At 60.2% G+C, this 16,933-nt stretch carries 15 protein-coding genes; 6 read left to right on the top strand and 9 right to left on the bottom strand.

Features of this window, described 5'->3' with window-relative positions; all coding sequences use genetic code 11:
• Positions 1-101: 101 nt before the first annotated feature.
• The 4 genes from ASF13_RS20950 to ASF13_RS20935 all read right to left on the bottom strand — a co-directional run bounded on the left by ASF13_RS20950 (position 102) and on the right by ASF13_RS20935 (position 5,171).
• Positions 102-2,027, bottom strand: coding sequence for an ABC-F family ATP-binding cassette domain-containing protein (locus tag ASF13_RS20950; protein ID WP_056241261.1), 1,926 nt, complete (start codon positions 2,025-2,027; stop codon positions 102-104).
• Between the two features lie 347 nt (positions 2,028-2,374).
• A complete protein-coding gene (locus tag ASF13_RS20945; protein ID WP_056241258.1) occupies positions 2,375-3,163 on the bottom strand; it encodes an ABC transporter ATP-binding protein in 789 nt (262 codons plus the stop codon).
• Positions 3,163-4,182, bottom strand: a complete 1,020-nt coding sequence (locus tag ASF13_RS20940; RefSeq protein WP_056241256.1) for an iron ABC transporter permease — start codon at positions 4,180-4,182, stop codon at positions 3,163-3,165. The genes ASF13_RS20945 and ASF13_RS20940 overlap by 1 nt, the downstream gene beginning before the upstream one ends.
• Positions 4,179-5,171, bottom strand: a complete 993-nt coding sequence (locus tag ASF13_RS20935; protein ID WP_056241762.1) for an ABC transporter substrate-binding protein — start codon at positions 5,169-5,171, stop codon at positions 4,179-4,181. The genes ASF13_RS20940 and ASF13_RS20935 overlap by 4 nt, the downstream gene beginning before the upstream one ends.
• A gap of 122 nt (positions 5,172-5,293) precedes the next feature.
• Here ASF13_RS20935 and ASF13_RS20930 point away from each other — a divergent pair, with 122 nt between their 5' ends.
• Together ASF13_RS20930 and ASF13_RS20925 are read left to right on the top strand one after the other, a co-directional pair.
• A complete protein-coding gene (locus tag ASF13_RS20930; RefSeq protein WP_056241253.1) occupies positions 5,294-6,490 on the top strand; it encodes a GTP-binding protein in 1,197 nt (398 codons plus the stop codon).
• A 213-nt stretch (positions 6,491-6,703) separates the two neighbouring features.
• Positions 6,704-7,123 (top strand): TraR/DksA C4-type zinc finger protein, encoded by a 420-nt coding sequence (locus ASF13_RS20925; RefSeq protein ID WP_056241251.1) that lies wholly within the window; start codon positions 6,704-6,706, stop codon positions 7,121-7,123.
• Between the two features lie 57 nt (positions 7,124-7,180).
• On the opposite strand, the gene ASF13_RS20920 is transcribed toward ASF13_RS20925, so the two are convergent.
• Together ASF13_RS20920 and ASF13_RS20915 are read right to left on the bottom strand one after the other, a co-directional pair.
• Positions 7,181-8,653 (bottom strand): amidase, encoded by a 1,473-nt coding sequence (locus ASF13_RS20920; RefSeq protein WP_056241249.1) that lies wholly within the window; start codon positions 8,651-8,653, stop codon positions 7,181-7,183.
• A 2-nt stretch (positions 8,654-8,655) separates the two neighbouring features.
• A complete protein-coding gene (locus ASF13_RS20915; protein WP_056241247.1) occupies positions 8,656-9,978 on the bottom strand; it encodes an MFS transporter in 1,323 nt (440 codons plus the stop codon).
• 566 nt (positions 9,979-10,544) lie between these two features.
• Between ASF13_RS20915 and ASF13_RS20910 the strand changes: the two genes are divergently transcribed.
• Positions 10,545-11,444 carry a LysR family transcriptional regulator gene (locus ASF13_RS20910; protein WP_056241245.1) on the top strand — a complete coding sequence of 300 codons (900 nt, stop codon included), beginning with the start codon at positions 10,545-10,547 and terminating at the stop codon, positions 11,442-11,444.
• 110 nt (positions 11,445-11,554) lie between these two features.
• Here ASF13_RS20910 and ASF13_RS20905 read toward each other — a convergent pair whose 3' ends face one another.
• Positions 11,555-12,571: a lipoate--protein ligase A gene (locus ASF13_RS20905; RefSeq protein WP_056241244.1), complete on the bottom strand. Its 1,017-nt coding sequence runs from the start codon at positions 12,569-12,571 to the stop codon at positions 11,555-11,557.
• Positions 12,572-12,778: 207 nt separating this feature from the next.
• On the opposite strand from ASF13_RS20905, the gene ASF13_RS20900 reads away from it, so the two are divergent.
• A complete protein-coding gene (locus ASF13_RS20900) occupies positions 12,779-12,988 on the top strand; it encodes an osmotically-inducible lipoprotein OsmB (RefSeq protein WP_056241241.1) in 210 nt (69 codons plus the stop codon).
• A 53-nt stretch (positions 12,989-13,041) separates the two neighbouring features.
• Here the strand turns inward: ASF13_RS20900 and ASF13_RS20895 are convergent, their stop codons facing one another.
• Positions 13,042-13,401 (bottom strand): MmcQ/YjbR family DNA-binding protein, encoded by a 360-nt coding sequence (locus tag ASF13_RS20895; protein ID WP_056241239.1) that lies wholly within the window; start codon positions 13,399-13,401, stop codon positions 13,042-13,044.
• 236 nt (positions 13,402-13,637) lie between these two features.
• Between ASF13_RS20895 and ASF13_RS20890 the strand changes: the two genes are divergently transcribed.
• On the top strand, positions 13,638-14,567 hold the full coding sequence (locus ASF13_RS20890) for a nucleoside recognition domain-containing protein (protein ID WP_056241235.1): 930 nt from the start codon (positions 13,638-13,640) through the stop codon (positions 14,565-14,567).
• Here ASF13_RS20890 and ASF13_RS20885 read toward each other — a convergent pair.
• Complete coding sequence (locus ASF13_RS20885) at positions 14,556-15,656, bottom strand: Fic family protein (protein ID WP_056241232.1); 1,101 nt, start codon at positions 15,654-15,656, stop codon at positions 14,556-14,558. The genes ASF13_RS20890 and ASF13_RS20885 overlap by 12 nt on opposite strands.
• A 353-nt stretch (positions 15,657-16,009) precedes the next feature.
• On the opposite strand from ASF13_RS20885, the gene ASF13_RS20880 reads away from it, so the two are divergent.
• Entirely contained in the window at positions 16,010-16,492 is a 483-nt protein-coding gene (locus ASF13_RS20880) for a GNAT family N-acetyltransferase (protein ID WP_056241229.1), read from the top strand.
• Positions 16,493-16,933: the final 441 nt, after the last annotated feature.

The raw sequence follows: 16,933 nt of genomic DNA, 5'->3' as shown, positions 1-16,933 counted from the left end.
GATGGACACGATCGCGATAGGAATATCGGCCGCCTTTCAGCGGCCTTTTTTATTGTTATGGCGTCTGCTGTTGTCAGGAACGGCGGCGCAACGGGCCGCTGTTACTCGCCGATCCCCAGCAGCCCGTTCAGCTGGCTTATGCGTTGCTGCCACTGCTGTTGCAGGGCGGGCTTCTGATGGTGAGGCTTGCGCTGCTGGTCCGCCATCAGCCGGCTTTCCAGCGTCACCAGCTCTTCCAGCCACTGCTCCTCAACCTGCTGCACGTCGCCGTTCGCTTCAAAGAGGGATGTCAGGCCCTGCATTCTGGCTTCGCTTTCACGTTGCAGCGCAACGCCAGGATCGTCGCCGTCCGGGCCCGCCTCCGATAACGCTGCCTTGCCGGATGCGAGGCTTCCGGACAGAACGCTGTCAGCCTTCATATGCGCCTCACCTGCTGCCGTCGGGGATAAGCAGAGTGCGGAACCCGAGGTGGCTGATGTGGCCGAACCAGACGACACCGCCGCAGCCTCGCCGCGCAGCCGATCGTTCACCGCCGCCAGATCGTGCCACTCGGTCAGTTCCCCGCCGTCAATCAGCCAGTAGCGGTTGCAGCTTTGCGTCATCAGCGTGCGGTCGTGTGACACCATAATCACCGCCCCCGGATAGTCCCGCAGCACCACCGCCAGCTCCTCTTTACCCGCCAGGTCGAGGTGGTTGGTCGGTTCATCCAGCAGTAACAGCGAGTAGCGGGCCAGCGACAGCCCGACCAACAGCAGCCGCGCGCGTTCACCGCCGCTCAGCGTGCTCACCGACTGCTGATGCCGCTGCCAGCCAAAGCCGGCGCTAATTAACGCGCGGCGTCGCTGCTCCTCGCTGAGCGGGGCGAACCCGGCCAGCGCCTCGATCAGGCTGTGCCCGTCGCGCAGCGTTTGCTGGTGCTGATTGTAGTAACCGATGCGCACGCGCGGGTGGAAGGTGATGCCCGGTACCTGCGCCGGGCGCTGCTGATACGCCTGCCACAGCTGCTGCAGCAGCGAGGACTTACCGCTGCCGTTCTGCCCGGCCAGCGCGATACGGTCGCTGCTTTTCACCTGCAGGTGGCGCAGCTGATACAGCACAGGTGCCGCGGCCGCCGCGCGCACCGTCAGCCCCTCCAGCGCCAGCAGCCGGTCCGCCGCCAGCGCCTCACCGGCCAGACGCAGCTGCCAGCGCGAACCGGCGCTGACCCCGGTCTGCTGCTCCTGCAGGCGCGCCACCTGCTTCTCCATTTGTTTCGCCTTGCGCGCCAGCCCTTCGTTGTCATAGTCGCGCCCCCACAATGCCAGCCGGCGGGCGCTTTTCGCCACCCGGTCGATCTCGTTTTGCTGCGCCTGACGCCGGTGGCGGTCGGCATCATCCTGCTCCGCCAGCGCGGTGCGTGCCGCCGTGCAGGGCAGCGCAATGCTGACTATCTGACGGTCACGCACGATCCAGCTCACGTTGGTGACGGCGTCCAGCAGCTGGCGGTCGTGGGAGACCATCACCAGGCTGCCGCGCCACTGCTGTAAAAACTGCTCCAGCCACAGCAGCGTCGGCAGGTCGAGGTGGTTGCCCGGCTCATCCAGCAGCAGCAGGTCCGGCTGGCGGATCAGCGCGCGGGCCAGCAGCAGGCGGGTCTGCTGGCCGCCGCTCAGTTCGGCGGCGGTTTGCTGCCAGAGCGGGGGAGCGAAACCGGTCTGCTCCAGCAGTAGCTCAGCCTGCCAGCGCTGCGGCGGTTCGGCGTTGCCGGGCAGGCCGTTTAATAGCACCTCCCGCAGAGGCAGTCGCGCCAGTTCCGGCGGCAGAAACTGTTCCACCTGCGCCACCACGCAGCGGGCGGCACGGGTGAGGCTGCCACGGCCGGGGGCCAGCCTGCCGCTGAGCAGGTTTAACAGGGTACTTTTACCGCAGCCGTTATCGCCGATCAGGCCGATACGGTCGCCGGTATTGAGGGTGAAGTTCAGGTCAGACAGCAGCGGGCCGCCGGCCAGATCGAGGCTCAGCGCCTGGGCAGAAAGAAGTGTACTCATAATGACTGGTCCAGTTTTTTGGGCGTAACAATGCCCTCGTCATAGTCGCTGACGATAACCGGTAAGCCGGAGGGAAGAACTCAGATTAGTGGGCTTCTCTCAGACCCGTTATCGCAGCACCATAGCAGAGAGGTCTGAGCAGCGACGATCGCTGATGACAGGTGAATAAAGAAACCATTCACGTGTGAGCATAGCCATCCTCCTTAATATATTTATCTGAGTGAATCGGTGAAAAAAGTATAAGCAACAACCGCAGCGGCGGCCAGCTAAATAATAAAACTGGCCGGATTACAGTGGCTTCAGGGTTAAGTTAAATAGCGGCAAATCAGCGCTGAATTGTTGGCTGGTTAACCCGCCGTAACACCAGCTGCACAGAGCGGGCAGTGGAAATCGATGCGCATCACCCCCGGATGGCGCTGCTCGACGCTGGCATCCACCTGCCAGATGGCGGCGATACGCTGCGGCGTCAGCACCTGCTGCGGCGTGCCGGCGGCGGCGACCTCACCCTGCTTCAGCACCACCAGATGCTGGCAGTAGCGCGCGGCGAGGTTGAGATCGTGCAGCGCCACCACCACGGTTACCGGCAGGCTGGCGATCAGCTGCATCAGCGCCAGCTGGTGCTGAATATCCAGATGGTTGGTCGGCTCATCCAGCAGCAGCACCTGCGGCTGCTGCGCCAGCGCACGGGCAATCTGACAGCGCTGTTTTTCGCCGCCGGAGAGCTGCTGCCAGCGGCGCTGGCGCAGCGGCTGCAGGTGGGTCATCTCCAGCGCGGCGGCGACCGCCTGTGCGTCCTCTCTCTGCCACGGGCTAAAGGCTCCCCGGTGCGGGCTGCGGCCAAGACGCACGATCTCCTCCACGCTCAGCGCATCTTCTGCCTCGGCGTGCTGGCTGACCAGCGCCAGCCGCTGCGCTCGCTGGCGGGCCGAGAGCAGGCGTAAGGGCTGCCGGTCAAGCAGCACCGTGCGCTGCGGATCGGGATGCAGCCCCGCAAGGCACTTGAGCAGCGTCGATTTCCCGCTGCCGTTCGGCCCCAGCAGGCCAACGGTCTGCCCGCTGGCGGCGTCAAAATCAATCCGTTGTAAAATCGTCTGCGCCTGGCGGGTCAGGGTCAGCTGCCGTGCGCTAAGCTGCATCAGGCTGCCCCCCGTTGCCGCCAGAGGATCGCGGCAAACACCGGTGCACCGACCAGCGCGGTAACCACGCCGATCGGCAGTACCTGATGGGCAATCAGGCTGCGCGACAGCAGGTCGGCGATAATCATAAAGTGTGCCCCGGCGAGGAAGGCAGCCGGCAGCAGCCGCAGATGCGGCGGTCCGATAAAGAAGCGGGTCAGATGCGGGATCACCAGCCCGATAAATCCTACCGCGCCGATAATGCTCACCAGCACCGCGGTCAGCAGCGCGGCGGTCAGTAACAGCAGAATACGTACCGGTGTGACGGCGGTACCCAGCGTGCTGGCCACCTCCTCACCAAAGCTGAACGTGTCCAGCGTGCGGGCAAACGACAGAAACAGCAGCAGCGCCGGACCGGTAACTGCCATGCTCAGTAGCACGTCCGGCCAGCGCACGCCGCTCAGGCTGCCCAGCAGCCAGAACATCACGCCGCGCGACTGCTCGGCGTTGGCCGAGGTGCTGACCACGCAGGCGGTAAGGGCGTTAAACAGCTGCGTTGCCGCAATACCGCTGAGGATAATGCGCGCCGGGCCGTCGCGCAGCCCGCGCGCCAGCAGCATAATCACCGCAAACGCCGCCAGCGCGCCGAGAAACGCGCCGCCGCTCACCGACAGCAGGCTGCCGCCGAAACCCAGTAGCATCACCAGCACCGCGCCGGTGGAGGCACCGGCGGATATACCCAGCAGATAAGGTTCGGCCAGTGGGTTACGCAGCAGAGCCTGCAATACCACGCCACAGATCGCCAGCCCGCCACCGCTAAACGCCGCCATCACCGCCCGACTCATCCGGTACTGCCAGACCACGCCCTGTTCGATAGCCGGCAGCGGATACTGGCTCACACCCAGCCCGTTACTCACCGCCTGCAGGGTATGGCTGAAGGAGACCGGCAGCTCGCCGCTGGCGGCGGCCAGCAGGGTGAGAGCACCCGTGCTCAGCGTTCCCGCAGTCAGCAGCAGGGACGTTTTCAGCAGCGGGTTCATGGCTGCGCCGCAGAACGGGCAATCTGCTGACCGATCAGCTCAACGGCGTCGACGTTACGCAGCGACGGATTGAGCGACATCGCCGGTACCACGATCAACTGGTTATTTTTTACCGCCGGTAGCTCTCTGGTCACCGGATCGCTGTGCAGAAACGCCATTTTCTGCGTGATATCGTCTGCCGGGTAGAGGCGGCGATCCATACTGGCCAGCACAATGACGTCCGGCTGCAGGCGGGCGATCTGTTCCCAGCTGACCGCCGGCCACTCCTGATTTGACGCAATCACGTTTTGCAGGCCCAGCGTGCGGCTGATCCAGCCCGGCGCGCCATCGCGCCCGGCCACCCAGGGATCGCCGTTCAGCCGGGTGCTGGAGAACCAGTAAAGCACCTTCAGCGGCCGCACCTGCGACGCCTTCAGCTGCTGCTGTACGCGGGTAATGCGCCCGGCCAGCTGTTCGGTCAGCGCCAGCCCACGCGGCTCAACGTCAAAAATCTGCGCCAGCTGGCTGATTTCCTGGTAGATCGCATCCAGCGAGAATGGCGCGCTGCGGGCACCGTCACCGTTTGATTCCGCCGTCACCGCTTTGCCGATGCAGTCAGCGGGGGAGAGCCAGGTGTTGATCCCCAGCTGCTCAAAGCGTTCGCGGCTGGCGACTTCCCCCTGGGGGCCGAGATGCCAGCTGTACTGCGCTAATACCAGATCCGGCTTCTGTGCCACTACCGCCTCAAAGCCGGGGGCATTATCGGCCAGTCGCTTAAGATCCTTTCCGGCTGCCCGTACCCCATCCGGCAGCGGACCAAACCACACCGAAGTCCCGGCAATTTTCTTCTCCAGACCCAGCGCCAGTAGCAGTTCGGTTTCATGCTGACCGATGGTTACCACCCGCTGTGGGGCGGCCTGAAAGGTTTCATCGCGATCGCAGTTATGCACGGTTAGCGGATACGCGGCAGAGACGGAAAGAGAGACGGCAAGGGAGAGGGCGGAGAGCATCGGCAACAGCAGTTTTCTGGATTTCACGGGGTTAACACCTGAATTTAGATATGTTATAACATAACAATTATTCTGCATTCAGGCGTATCCCGAGTCAAGCGCCGTGACAGTGAGATCTCAGCATGCAACCGCGACTTCCCCTGACCATCCTTAACGGCTTTCTTGGCGCCGGTAAAACCACCCTGCTGAAAAGCCTGCTGCAGCAGGCCGGGCAACGGTCGCTGCCGGTTAGCGTGATCGTTAACGACATGAGCGAACTGGACGTGGACGGCGTGCTGATTGCCAGTACCGGTATCGCCGGCCACGAAAACCGCTTTATTACGCTCTCAGCCGACAGTATCAGCAGCGTTACCGGTGTTCAGAAGCTTGAGCTGGCGCTGCAACGGCTGGTTTCCGGCAATCGCCCCGCACATATCCTGCTGGAAACCTCGGGGAGCAGCCATCCGCTGCCGCTGGTGAGAGCGCTGCGCGACCATCCCTTAGTCCGGTTAACGGGATTTCTGACGCTGATGGATGCGGTGATGCTTAACGGCGACTATCACGGCGGCGCGGACCTGCTGCCACGCTGGCAGCGTCATCTGGCTGCCGGGCAACGCGGCGTGGAGAACCTGCTGGCCGAGCAGCTGCTGTTCTGCAGCCAGCTGTTGCTGACGAAAACCGACCGGCTGACGGCAGAGCAGGTGGTCAGTATCGCCCAGGCGGTACATCCGATTAATCCGGGCGTGGCGGTGATGGCCCTGCCGTGGGGGAATCTGCCGATAGAGAGGGTGCTCAACGCGCCGGACTATGACTTTCATCGCGTGGGACGGCTGATTGAGGAGCTGGCGCCGCAGGTGGACCGCATGACGCCGCAGCGCGCGCCCTATGATATTGAGTCACGGGTGATTGAGGATGACAGACCGTTCCACCCGCAGCGGCTGTGGGATACCTGGCAGCAGTTTACCGGCATGGGTATCCATCGCAGTAAAGGCTTCTTCTGGCTGCCGGGGCGCGACGATCTGGCGTTGCTGTGGAACCAGACGGCGGGCAGCATCGGGCTGGAGTTTATCAGCTACTGGAAGGCGGGGGTGTTGCGCCACGAGGATAACCGACTCAATGCCGGGGAGCGGGCGATGCTGCAACAGCAGCTGGACGCGATGCCGGGGCGCTTTGGCGACCGGCGCTGCAGCCTGACGGTGATTGGCCTGCGCGACCAGCTCGATCCGTTTGTCGCGGCGCTTAAACGCTGTTTTCTGACCGAACGGGAGATCGCCTGGTGGCAGGCGGGCGGGGAGTTTAGCGATCCCTGGCCGACGAGCGTGGCGCGGCTGCAGGTTTGACCGCCACCACTCAGCTTCAGGGAAAGGCCCCGCGTCCATCGACGTATTGGTCATACATAGCCGCTGAACAGTCAAAACCCTTTGCGTGAGCGAATCACGCGGCTACGGCTTTGACCGGAGAGTGTGCAGAGCACGTAAAGAATCATGACTACTACCGCATCAACTATCTACTAAGACGGCGTGATGACCGTTCATAAGCAGCAGAGGGCAAAGATGCCAGCAAAGAAACAGACCGAAGAACAGAAAATCCTGGCGATGAAACCAGAGCACTATATGAATACGCAACAGCAGGCATTTTTCCGTCAGCGGCTGGAGCAGGAGAAACAGGCCCTGCTGCTGCATATTGCCGAGCTGAAGCAGGGGCTGCAGGGCGGCGATAATCACGGTGACGAAGCGGATAAAGCGTTAAGAGAGGAGGAACTGCGGCTGCTGTTCCGGCAGATCGATCGCCAAAGTCGTCTGCTGCCGAAAATAGATGCGGCGTTGCTGCGTCTGCGTAACGGCGAATACGGCTACTGCCTGGAGTCCGGCGACCCAATCGGCCTGCCGCGCCTGCTGCTACGGCCCACGGCGGAGCTGAGTATTGATGCCAAGGCAGCGCAGGAGATTCGGGAACTGGGGTACAGGAAGTAACTGTTTTGAATCCGTTTAAGCCGCGATAATCTGATGATTTATCGCGGCTTTCTGTTTTTACCCTGTCACGTGCACCATTGGCTGGTGGCCAACACCAAATCTTCCCCCCAGCGCACGCTCCAGCTGGGCGGCCAGCTGGAGCAGCTGCGCGTCGTTGCCCTGGCGGGTCTGCGCGTGAATGCCCAGTGGAATGCCGGACTGCTGGTGGCCGAGCGGCAGGGAGATGCCGGGGGTGCCGGTGACGCTGGCCAGCGGCGTATAGGCGAAGATATCCCACAGGCCGTAGAACCAGTCCAGCACGTCCGGGTTGTCGCTGGTGGTCAGATAGCGTTTATCGCCCAGCAGCGGCGTCGGTTTGGCAAAGGTCGGGGTGAGGATAATATCCCACTGCTGATAAAAGTTGCCCAGCCGCCGTGCGGTAGTGTTAAACACGTCCTGCATTTTCCAGCGTTCGCTGTAGCTCATATCAATGCCTTTCTGCCAGATCTTAATATTGATCGGCTCGACAAGATCTTCCGGCGGCGCATCCAGCCCCTTTTTCTCCAGCAGGCGGGCGATAAACTGCGCAAAGTTGCCGATATAGCAGCTGGTCTGCGCGGCAAACGCCGCCTCAAAGTCGATATCCGGCACCTGCCACTCTACCTGATGCCCCAGCTCGGCCAGCAGCCCGGCGGCGCGCTCCAGTTCGCGAACAAAGTGCGGGTCGGCGCGGTAATCCCCCCACTCATGGGAGATAGCGATGCGCAGCGGCGGCGGGTCGCGTTTGATCAGCTCGCTGCACGGCTCCGCGCTCTGCCAGTAGGGCATAAACTCCCCCGGCGCACCGCCGCGGCAGCTGTCGACAAACAGGGCGCTGTCCCGCACCGAGCGGCTGACGCAGCCCTGGGTGGAGACGTAGCCGCTGATATCGGAGAGCGCCGGGGCGATGGAGAACACGCCGCGCGAGCTTTTCAGGCCGATCAGCCCGTGCGATCCGGCGGGAATACGGATCGAACCGCCGCCGTCGGTGGCGTGCGCCAGCGGCAGCACCCCGGCGGCCACCGAGGCCGAAGCCCCGGCCGAAGAACCAAAGGTGGTGTATTCCGGATTCCACGGATTGCGGGTGACGTAGATGTCAGGGTTTTCCGCCGAGCCGCAGACGCCAAACTCCGGCGTGGCGCTGCGGCCGATAATGTTCAGCCCGGCGTGGCGGATCTGCTGCGTCAGGAATGCATCCGCCGCCGGGCGATTGCCGCGCAGAAATTTCGATCCCTGCTCCTGCAGGCGGCCTTTAACGCCCGGGCCGAGGTCTTTCATCAGGAAGGGTACGCCAGCAAACGGGCCATCCAGCCGCGTACCGTCGGTGGCCGGCGCGTGGATGGCGTCGTCAAACAGTTCAACCACCGCGCCAGTCGTCGGATTGACGCGGGCAACGGCGTCGGCGGCCTGATGGGCGAGTTCCGCCGCCGTTACCTCACCCGATTTAACCTTTGCCGCCAGCGCGACGGCATCCGCGGAGGCCCATGCCTCCCAGCTCATTACAGTGCTCATAGTCAGAGATCCTCAGGGTTTAACAGAGGGCGATGCGTGATGACCGGCGGCCGCGACGAGGTGCGGGTCTTAATCAGCGCCACCGAGATCAGGCACAGAATATTGGCGGCAATCAGATACCAGCCGGGCGACACCGGGTCGCCGGTGCTTTTGATCAGCCAGGAGAAGACGATCTGCGCGGTACCACCGAACAGGGTGATGCCGAAGGCATAGGCGATGGAAAAACCGGTGGAGCGGATCGCTTTCGGGAAGTTCTCGCACAGCACGACCAGAACGCCGGAGCCGCTGATGCACTGCAGTGCCGCCAGCACGGCGATCACCGCAAAGAACACCGGTTCACTGCGCGTGCTGTTAATCAGGTCCAGCGCCGGCAGCAGCAGTATCAACAGCAGCAGGCGCGGCGCGATAATGGTCACTTTGCGGCCAAAGCGATCCGCCATCCAGCCGCCGACCAGCGAGAAAACCACCACGCAGCCGCCGATCATCATGGTGGAGATCATTGCCGTACCGGAGTCAAAGTGCAGCTCGCTCAGCGCATAGGTGGTCATATAGTTCAGGAAGTACTGGGTGATGGTGCTGCCGGAGAGCATAAAGATCCCCAGCAATACCAGGCTGCGGTGATTTTTCATCACCTGTGACAGCAGCCCGCGGGTGGTGGTTTTGCTGCTCTGTTCTGCCGGGGTAAAACTTTCATGCAGGTGGCGGCGCAGGTAGATGGCAATCGGCAGGATCAGCAGGCCAAAGGCGAAGGGCAGGCGCCAGCCCCAGCTGGCGAGCTGCTCCGGCGTCAGCCAGACGGTCAGCGAGTAGCCGATCAGCCCGGCGCTGATGCCGGCAACTCCCTGGGCGACAATCTGCCAGCTGGCGTAGAATGCCCGTTTGCCTTCCGGTGCCGCTTCCATAATAAAGGTGGTGGCCGGTCCGGCTTCGCCGCCCCAGGCCAGCCCCTGCATCATGCGGATCAGCACCAGCAGGATCGGCGCGGCGATACCGATGGTTTCATAGCCGGGCAGGAACACCAGCCCGCCGGTGCCGATGGTCATCAGCGCCATGGTCAGCAGCATCGCCGGTTTGCGCCCGGCGCGGTCGGCGTAGCTGCCGATAAAGATCGCCCCCAGCGGCCGCACAATAAAGCCGATGCCGAACACGGAAACGGAGAGCAGCAGGCTCATAAACGGCGTTTCCGACGGGAAGAAGACGTTGCCGATCATAATAGCGAAGGTGGCGTAGGCGCTGAAATCAAAAAACTCGACCGCTGCCCCCAACACCACGGCAACCACTTCTTTACGGCTTGCGCGCCGGGGCGCGGTTGTTTCATGCGACATAGCAGAAGCTCCTGTTGAATTGAGCAGAATGTTATTATTGCTGGTCAGGGTTAATGCCCGTCGTGATGATGATGACTGCCTGAATTAATTGCCGCAGCAGGCTGCGAAGGTCAGATATAACAAAGGCCGCGTGCCCCGACCAGCACAATTGCGCTGGAGTAGTGTCAACAAAATGTGAGCACTCAGGAGGTAGTGATAAAAACGTCCGTGAAGATGAACTACAGTAATGCATTGAAATTGCTGGATTAGAGTCCGGCTATGCCGTCACAGCGATCTGTTTTCAAAAATAAAAATGATGATAACGCACTAAAAATGTGCGCTCTGTCATGGTTTGCTTATCGATCCGCTGAAAGGGGTTTTCCGGTTAATATGATGATTGCTAACCTGTTTCTTTCAGAACGAAAAATGTGATCGGACGCTTAAATTCAACGCTGCACAAATAGCGATCGCGATGCGCCATAAGCGGGCAGCGATATATTCATTCCTGTCTCTGAGGGTATTTGCATCATCAATAAAAAACGGTGATGATAATTTTCATCTTATAACTTTGCATGGCAGGAGCAATTATGCAGCTCAGGGCACTGCGATATTTCAGTCAGGTCGCCAAATCCGCGTCGCTGCGCGAGGCGGCGGAGAAACTGTTTGTCACCGCCACGGCGGTGAGCCGCCAGATTGAGATCCTCGAACACTATTACGGTGCCGCTCTGGTTGAACGCAGCCCGCGCGGCATTAAGCTGACGCGCGAAGGGGAGTTTCTGGCGCAGGCGATCCACGCCACGCTGACCGAGCTGGACAGCGTTAAGGATAAGATTGCCGCCTCGAACAGCATTGTCTCCGGCAGCGTGCGGCTGTGCGCCGCCGAAAGCCTGATGTCTTCGTTTATCGCGCCGGCGATTGCCGGATTCAGCGCGTTGCATCCCAGGGTGACGTTTGAGATTGAAACCGGCAGCGCACCCCATATCGCCGCAGAACTGCTGGCGGGGCGGGCTGACGTGGCGCTGACCTTTTATCTGCCGGTCAGCGCCGACCTGCAGATCACCCACAGCTGTGAACTGCAGCACAAGGTGGTGATGTCGCATCAGCATCCGCTGGCGGTGAAAAGTAGCCTGACGCTGAAGGAGGTGGCGCAGTACCCGCTGTGCATTCCGTCAGAGAACTTTGCCGTACGCCAGCTGATGGAGTCGGCCGCCCGCCGCGAAGGGCTGACCTTTGATATCCGCTACGTTGCCAGCTCGCTGGACGTGCAGAAGCGGCTGGCGGTGCTCGGCCTGGCGCTGATTATCCAGCCGCAGCTGAACGTTAACGATAGTACCGACCACGACCAGCTGATTGCGGTATCGCTGGCCGACCCGGTGATGGGGCGGGTAAAGGTTGACCTGTGTCTGCCGCGCCAGCGCAATCTGTCGATGGCCACCCGGCTGTTCCATCAGCAGCTGGCGGCGATCGTGGTCAGGCAGAACGGCTGACAGCTGGGGTCATATCCTATCGCCGACCCGCAGGGCAGCTGCGCGTCGGCCAGCGCAATCCGGACCGGCAGGTAACGGATGCCCGGCCCCTGAAAGCGGCAGGGCCGCTGCTAACTAATGCTAATCAGCAGCCATTCGCGCAGCTGTGCCAGTTCAGCCTGCTGCTGTGGATAGTCGGCCTGTACCGACGCCAGGCAGGCGGCTACGTCCGCCGGTCGATAGGTTACGCCCGGTAACGCCAGCGCCAGCTGCTCCAGAGGGGCGGGATTCAGGCTGTCGGTAAAAATCTGGCAGCGCGCGATCGTCCCACGCTCAACGTCGAAATGGATCTCCACGCCGCCCCAGCTAAAGCGCTCGTCCAGCTGATGGCTGAACTCCGGCGCCTGACCAAAGTTCCACTCCCAGCTGCTCTGACGGGCAAACAGCGCTTCGAAACCGGGCAGGTCGGGCAGGGCATCCGGCGAAATCAGTTCCGGCTCGCAGCGTTCGTTAAAGTGGCTGAAAAAGGCTTCCTGTGTCGCCTCACAGATTTGAGCAAAGTCGATCCCCGGCACCAGCTCCCGCAGATTGGCCACCCTGGCCCGCACCGAGGTAATACCCTTGGCCTGCAGCTTTTTCTGGTCCGGGTTGAGGTAGTTGGCCAGCCGCGACAGATCGGCATCGATCAGCAGCGTGCCGTGGTGGAAACCGCGATCCGCCGCCTCTTTATAGGCCGACCCGGAAACTTTCCGCACGCCGTCTGCGGTGTTGACCACCAGGTCATTACGGCCGGACGCCTCCGCCTGCACGCCCAGCGAAGCGAGCGCCTGCAGGATAATACCGGTAGAAACGCTTTTATCGTATCCGGGTTTGCCGGCCATAAAGGTAAAGCAGCAGTTGCCGAGATCGTGAAACACCGCGCCGCCGCCGCTGCTGCGCCGCGCCAGACGCACATTATCTTCCGCCATTCGCCGTGTATTGCACTCTTTCCACGCGTTCTGCGCGCGGCCGATCACCACCGTTTCGGCGTTCTGCCACAGAAACAGCACCCGCTGGGTCGGCGGCATCTGGCGGAAGATGCACTCTTCAACGGCAAGGTTAAACCAGGGATCGTGCGACAGCGACAACAGCAGGCGTAGTGAGGACATTCAGTTTCCCGTTCATTTAGTTATTAAAACCATCCTGGAAGATGCTTTTTTACTCATTAAAAAATAAGAATTTTTACCTATCGTAATAAACTAGCAGAGAGTAAATTGACTGCAAAGGGAATAGCAGGCTAAAACGGATCGGGTCAGTACAAATAACACACTTAACTCTACTACATTCCATTATCATTAATGGTAATGAGGTCTTTGATGCTCTTAAAACGCAGCTGTACTATTGCCGTCGTCCTGTTGGTCACCTTCTCGATCACCGCGTGCGGTATGTCCCACCGCGGACGTAACACCGCCATTGGCGCGGGTGTCGGTGCCGTGGGTGGCGCGGTTCTTACCGGCGGCAGCACCTGGGGTACTCTGGGCGGCGCGGCCATCGGTGGCCTGGTCGGACACGAAGTGAGCCGCTGAGTCTCGCTTGCCTGGCGGTGGTTATCTCCGGTAACTGCCGCCACAAATTCCGCTTAAAATTTCGGCCGCCGGTATTTCGGTACACCCTCTAATACTAAACGATACGACTCTTCAACCAACTGGCTAATTAACGCTGCGCTAATCTTTTCCCCCGGCCACACCGTAATCCAGTGGCGCTTATTCATATGATAGCCCGGTCTGATGCTGTCATAAATAGCCCGGTGCAGCTCACCGTCCTGCTCGCGACACTTCAGGGTAACGATCTTCTCGCCGTGACGTTCGGTCAGCAACAGAAAAATTTTATCGGCGACTTTAAACACCTGATGTTCCGGCCCGAACGGATAGCTGCACGCCGAGGCGGCCAACAGCTCTGCCGTGGCGATCGCCGCCTGATGGATCTCATTACCCTGCATTGTTGCTCTCCTTAAACGTCTTTTCTCGTTCACCCATGTTCACCAACGTTGTTAAGCGCCAGCGTGGTGATTAGTCAGAAACGATTCCACACTCTTGCTTACATTCTGCCGTTAATACTGCTTTATGCAAATGATTACTCAGCAAATTATTTCTCTGCCAACCAGCCTTAAGCATTGGCAGAGGCAAAAAATGCGATAAGCTAAGCCAAACTTTACTCAACCTTACGGAGCAGGGAATGGATATCATTGGGATCATCATGGCGGCGGGCAAGGCTTCGGTTGACGTGGCGCTCTACACGCTGATCCCGGTTATGGTAGTGATGCTGATTATTATGAAGTATCTGGAAGCACGCGGGATACTCGATCGCATCGTGGCGCTGCTCAGCCCGCTGTTAAAACCTTTTGGCATTACCGGACTGGGCATTTTCGCGCTGATCCAGCTTAACTTCGTCAGCTTTGCCGCACCGCTGGCGGCGCTGGCGATTATGGAAAAACGCGGTACCTCCGATCGCCATCTGGCCGCTACCCTGGCGATGCTGTTTGCCATGGGGCAGGGTAACGTGTTCTATCCGCTGATCCCGTTCGGGCTGCAGTGGGGCGCGGCGATTGGGATCTCAGTGGCCGGCGGGCTGGCCGCGTCGGCGGTGACCTGGTATCTGTCTGGCCGGCGCTTATCGGTTAGATCGTTGCTGCCGGAGACCATGCCGGTTGAGGACAAGTCATCCAGCGGGGCGATCGCCATTATTAACGGTGCAGGCTCGGACGCCATTCGTCTGTCGCTCGGTTCGGTGCCGATGCTGATCCTGTCGCTGACCATCGTCGGCATTCTGAAAGAGGCGGGCGCTATCGATCTGCTTACCCGTCTGATTTCGCCGCTGCTGGCCGCGGTAAGTATTTCCGACGTCTACGTGTTACCGGCGCTGACCAAGTGCCTGGCCGGCGGCACCGCGTATTTTGGCGTGGCATCCGACCTGCTGCAGCGCGGCCTGTTAACCCCGCAGCAGATCAACGCCTCGGCCGGCTTTATGGTGCAGACGCTGGATCTGCCCGGTATTGGTATTTACCTCGGCATCGCCAGCCGCTTTGTGCGTCTGTTCCGCTTTGCGCTGCCCGGCGCGCTGATCGGTATTGCGCTACGTTCGGTGCTGCATGCTTTACTGTTTTAGCGCTGGAAGGCTGTAACGGGTGCTGCGGCCGCCACCGGGGTTAACGACCAGGTAGCCCAGCTCAACCAGCTGGGCCAGATGACGGGTGGCGGTGGCGCGGCTGACTCTGGCCACCGCTTTATACTGGCTGTTGTTAATCCCGTCGCTAAAGTCTCCGTCGAGCAGGCGGTTCAGTACCTTAACCTGTTCACCGCCTAACGCCGACCGCCCGAAGCGCTGCCAGTAGCGGGTTTTAAACACCGTTTGCTCAATCACCGTCAGCGTCTCTTCGATCGAGGCTTTCAGCATATCGATAAACCAGCTGAGCCAGCCGGTGATCTCCAGTTCGCCACGCTGCGTCTGTTCCAGCACCTGATAATAGTCACGTCGGTGGGTATTGATGGTCCGCGACATGGCGTAGAGTCGTACCGTATTACGTTCGGCCTGCGCCAGCGCAAGGTCCATTATCAGGCGCCCGATGCGGCCGTTGCCGTCTTCAAACGGATGCAGGGTTAAGAACCACAGGTGGGCGATGCCGGCGCGCAGCAGCGGATCGATCTGCCGATCGTCGCCGCTGGTGTTAAACCAGCGGAGGAAAGCGTCGACCTCACCGTCAACCGCTTCACTCGCCGGGCCTTCAAAGTGAACCAGCGGTTTATCCAGCCGGCCGGAAACGACCTGCACCGGGCCGCTGCGAAACTGCCCGCCGGCGATCGGATGAAACAGTGCCGCGCCATCCGGAAAGAGCAGGGCGTGCCAGTGCAGCAGGCGTTCACGAGTCAGCGGCTGGTCAAGGTTTTCGATGGCGTCCAGCGCCGAGGCGACCAGACCTTCAGTTTTCTGGTCCACCGGCCAGGCCAGCTCGTTATCCACGCCCAGGTGCAGCGCCAGCGATGAACGTACCGAACGGGCGTTAAGCTTTTCGCCCTCGATATCACTGGAATAAAGGATATTGGCCAGCACGTTATCCAGCGTACTGGTTGTGGTATCCAGCAGCAGGCTGCTGCCGTAGAGTTTTCCCTGCAGAAACCGTACGTCACGCAGCAGCGGATCGAGCTGCTGGCGATCCCAGCCAAACGCCGGCCAGTTTTCCTGCTGCCAAATCCACATGCTGCGCTCCTGAGTCAATTAGAAGGGGTATTCGCCTCACTTTATGAGTCGATTAAAATCTTATTCTACTCATAAAACGAGTCGATTATAAGAGTTAATTGACTCACCGACTGAGGATTACGCGGTCGGGCAGGGATCCATGATGAGGTTGTGGGGGTAAGAACGTGATTAATCCCGATCGGGATAGTGCTGAATGCGTTATCGTAGAGGCCGGCGAGCGGATTAAGACAATTTCTGCGGCCGGATTTTGCCTGCGCTGTGTGAAATCTGCAGTATCCATTACCCTGATGTTTTTGCAGATTTCACGTAGCGCGATCGGCAGGAATGTATTGTATATAATCATGAGGTTACAGATGAATTGCAATAAAATCGTACTCAGGCCTTACCAGCCAGAGGACCTGGAGCAGATTATCACTCTTTACCAGGCATCGGTCAGGCAGCTGGCCGCCGGTGATTACACTCCTGGCCAGATTGCGGCCTGGTCGACCTGCGACCGCGAACGCTGGCAGCGAATGATGAGCAGCGGGCAGATCCTGTTGGCGATTATCGGTGAGAGAATTGCCGGATTCAGCCGTACTGAGCCAGACGGGTATCTCGATTTGCTGTTTACCCATCCGGATTTTCCGCGCCGTGGTGTGGCAACGCGGCTGGCCGATCGCCTCGAAAGCGACCTGAGGCAGCAAGGTATTAAACAGGTCACCACGCACGGCAGCATTACCGCGCAGCCGTTTTATCTTGGCCGCGGTTATCAGGTGCTGGAACAGCAGCAGGTGGAAGTGAGAGGAGAAACCTTTGTGAACTACCGGATGAGTAAGGCGTTGAGTGAGGAGAGTTGAACCACCGCAAACGCCAGACGTTGAATCCGGAAGGTAGGCGCTGGTGCTGATGACTGACAGAAGCCGGCACGGCGCCGGAATATCTGATGTTCATCGCCTGGCCGTTTAGGCAGGTCAGGTTTCATAAGAGCACTACAGCATAATAACAGAGCACTACAGCATAATAACGACGATCTGGCTGGGGAAAGGCAGGTCAGGGCTGAGCCTGAATGGGTATCGCCAGGTTGATATTCAATTTAACATAATATACATTATGCGCACTGATAGTGTAGTAGCTAAATTCAGATGTCCGTCTCTGACCAAATAGACATGTCCGCGCTACAGTCTCACCACAGCGATCGCTGCTTTCAAAGGATGAGACTCATGACGGCATACGGAACGGAGTTTTTCTCTGCTTTCAAAGGATGAGACTCATGACGGCATACGGAACGGAGTTTTTCT

It is taken from the genome of Erwinia sp. Leaf53, from assembly GCF_001422605.1.
GTDB lineage: Bacteria > Pseudomonadota > Gammaproteobacteria > Enterobacterales > Enterobacteriaceae > Erwinia.
The sequence above is the reverse complement of the archived record's forward strand: the minus strand, read 5'-3'. Positions and strand labels throughout refer to the sequence as shown.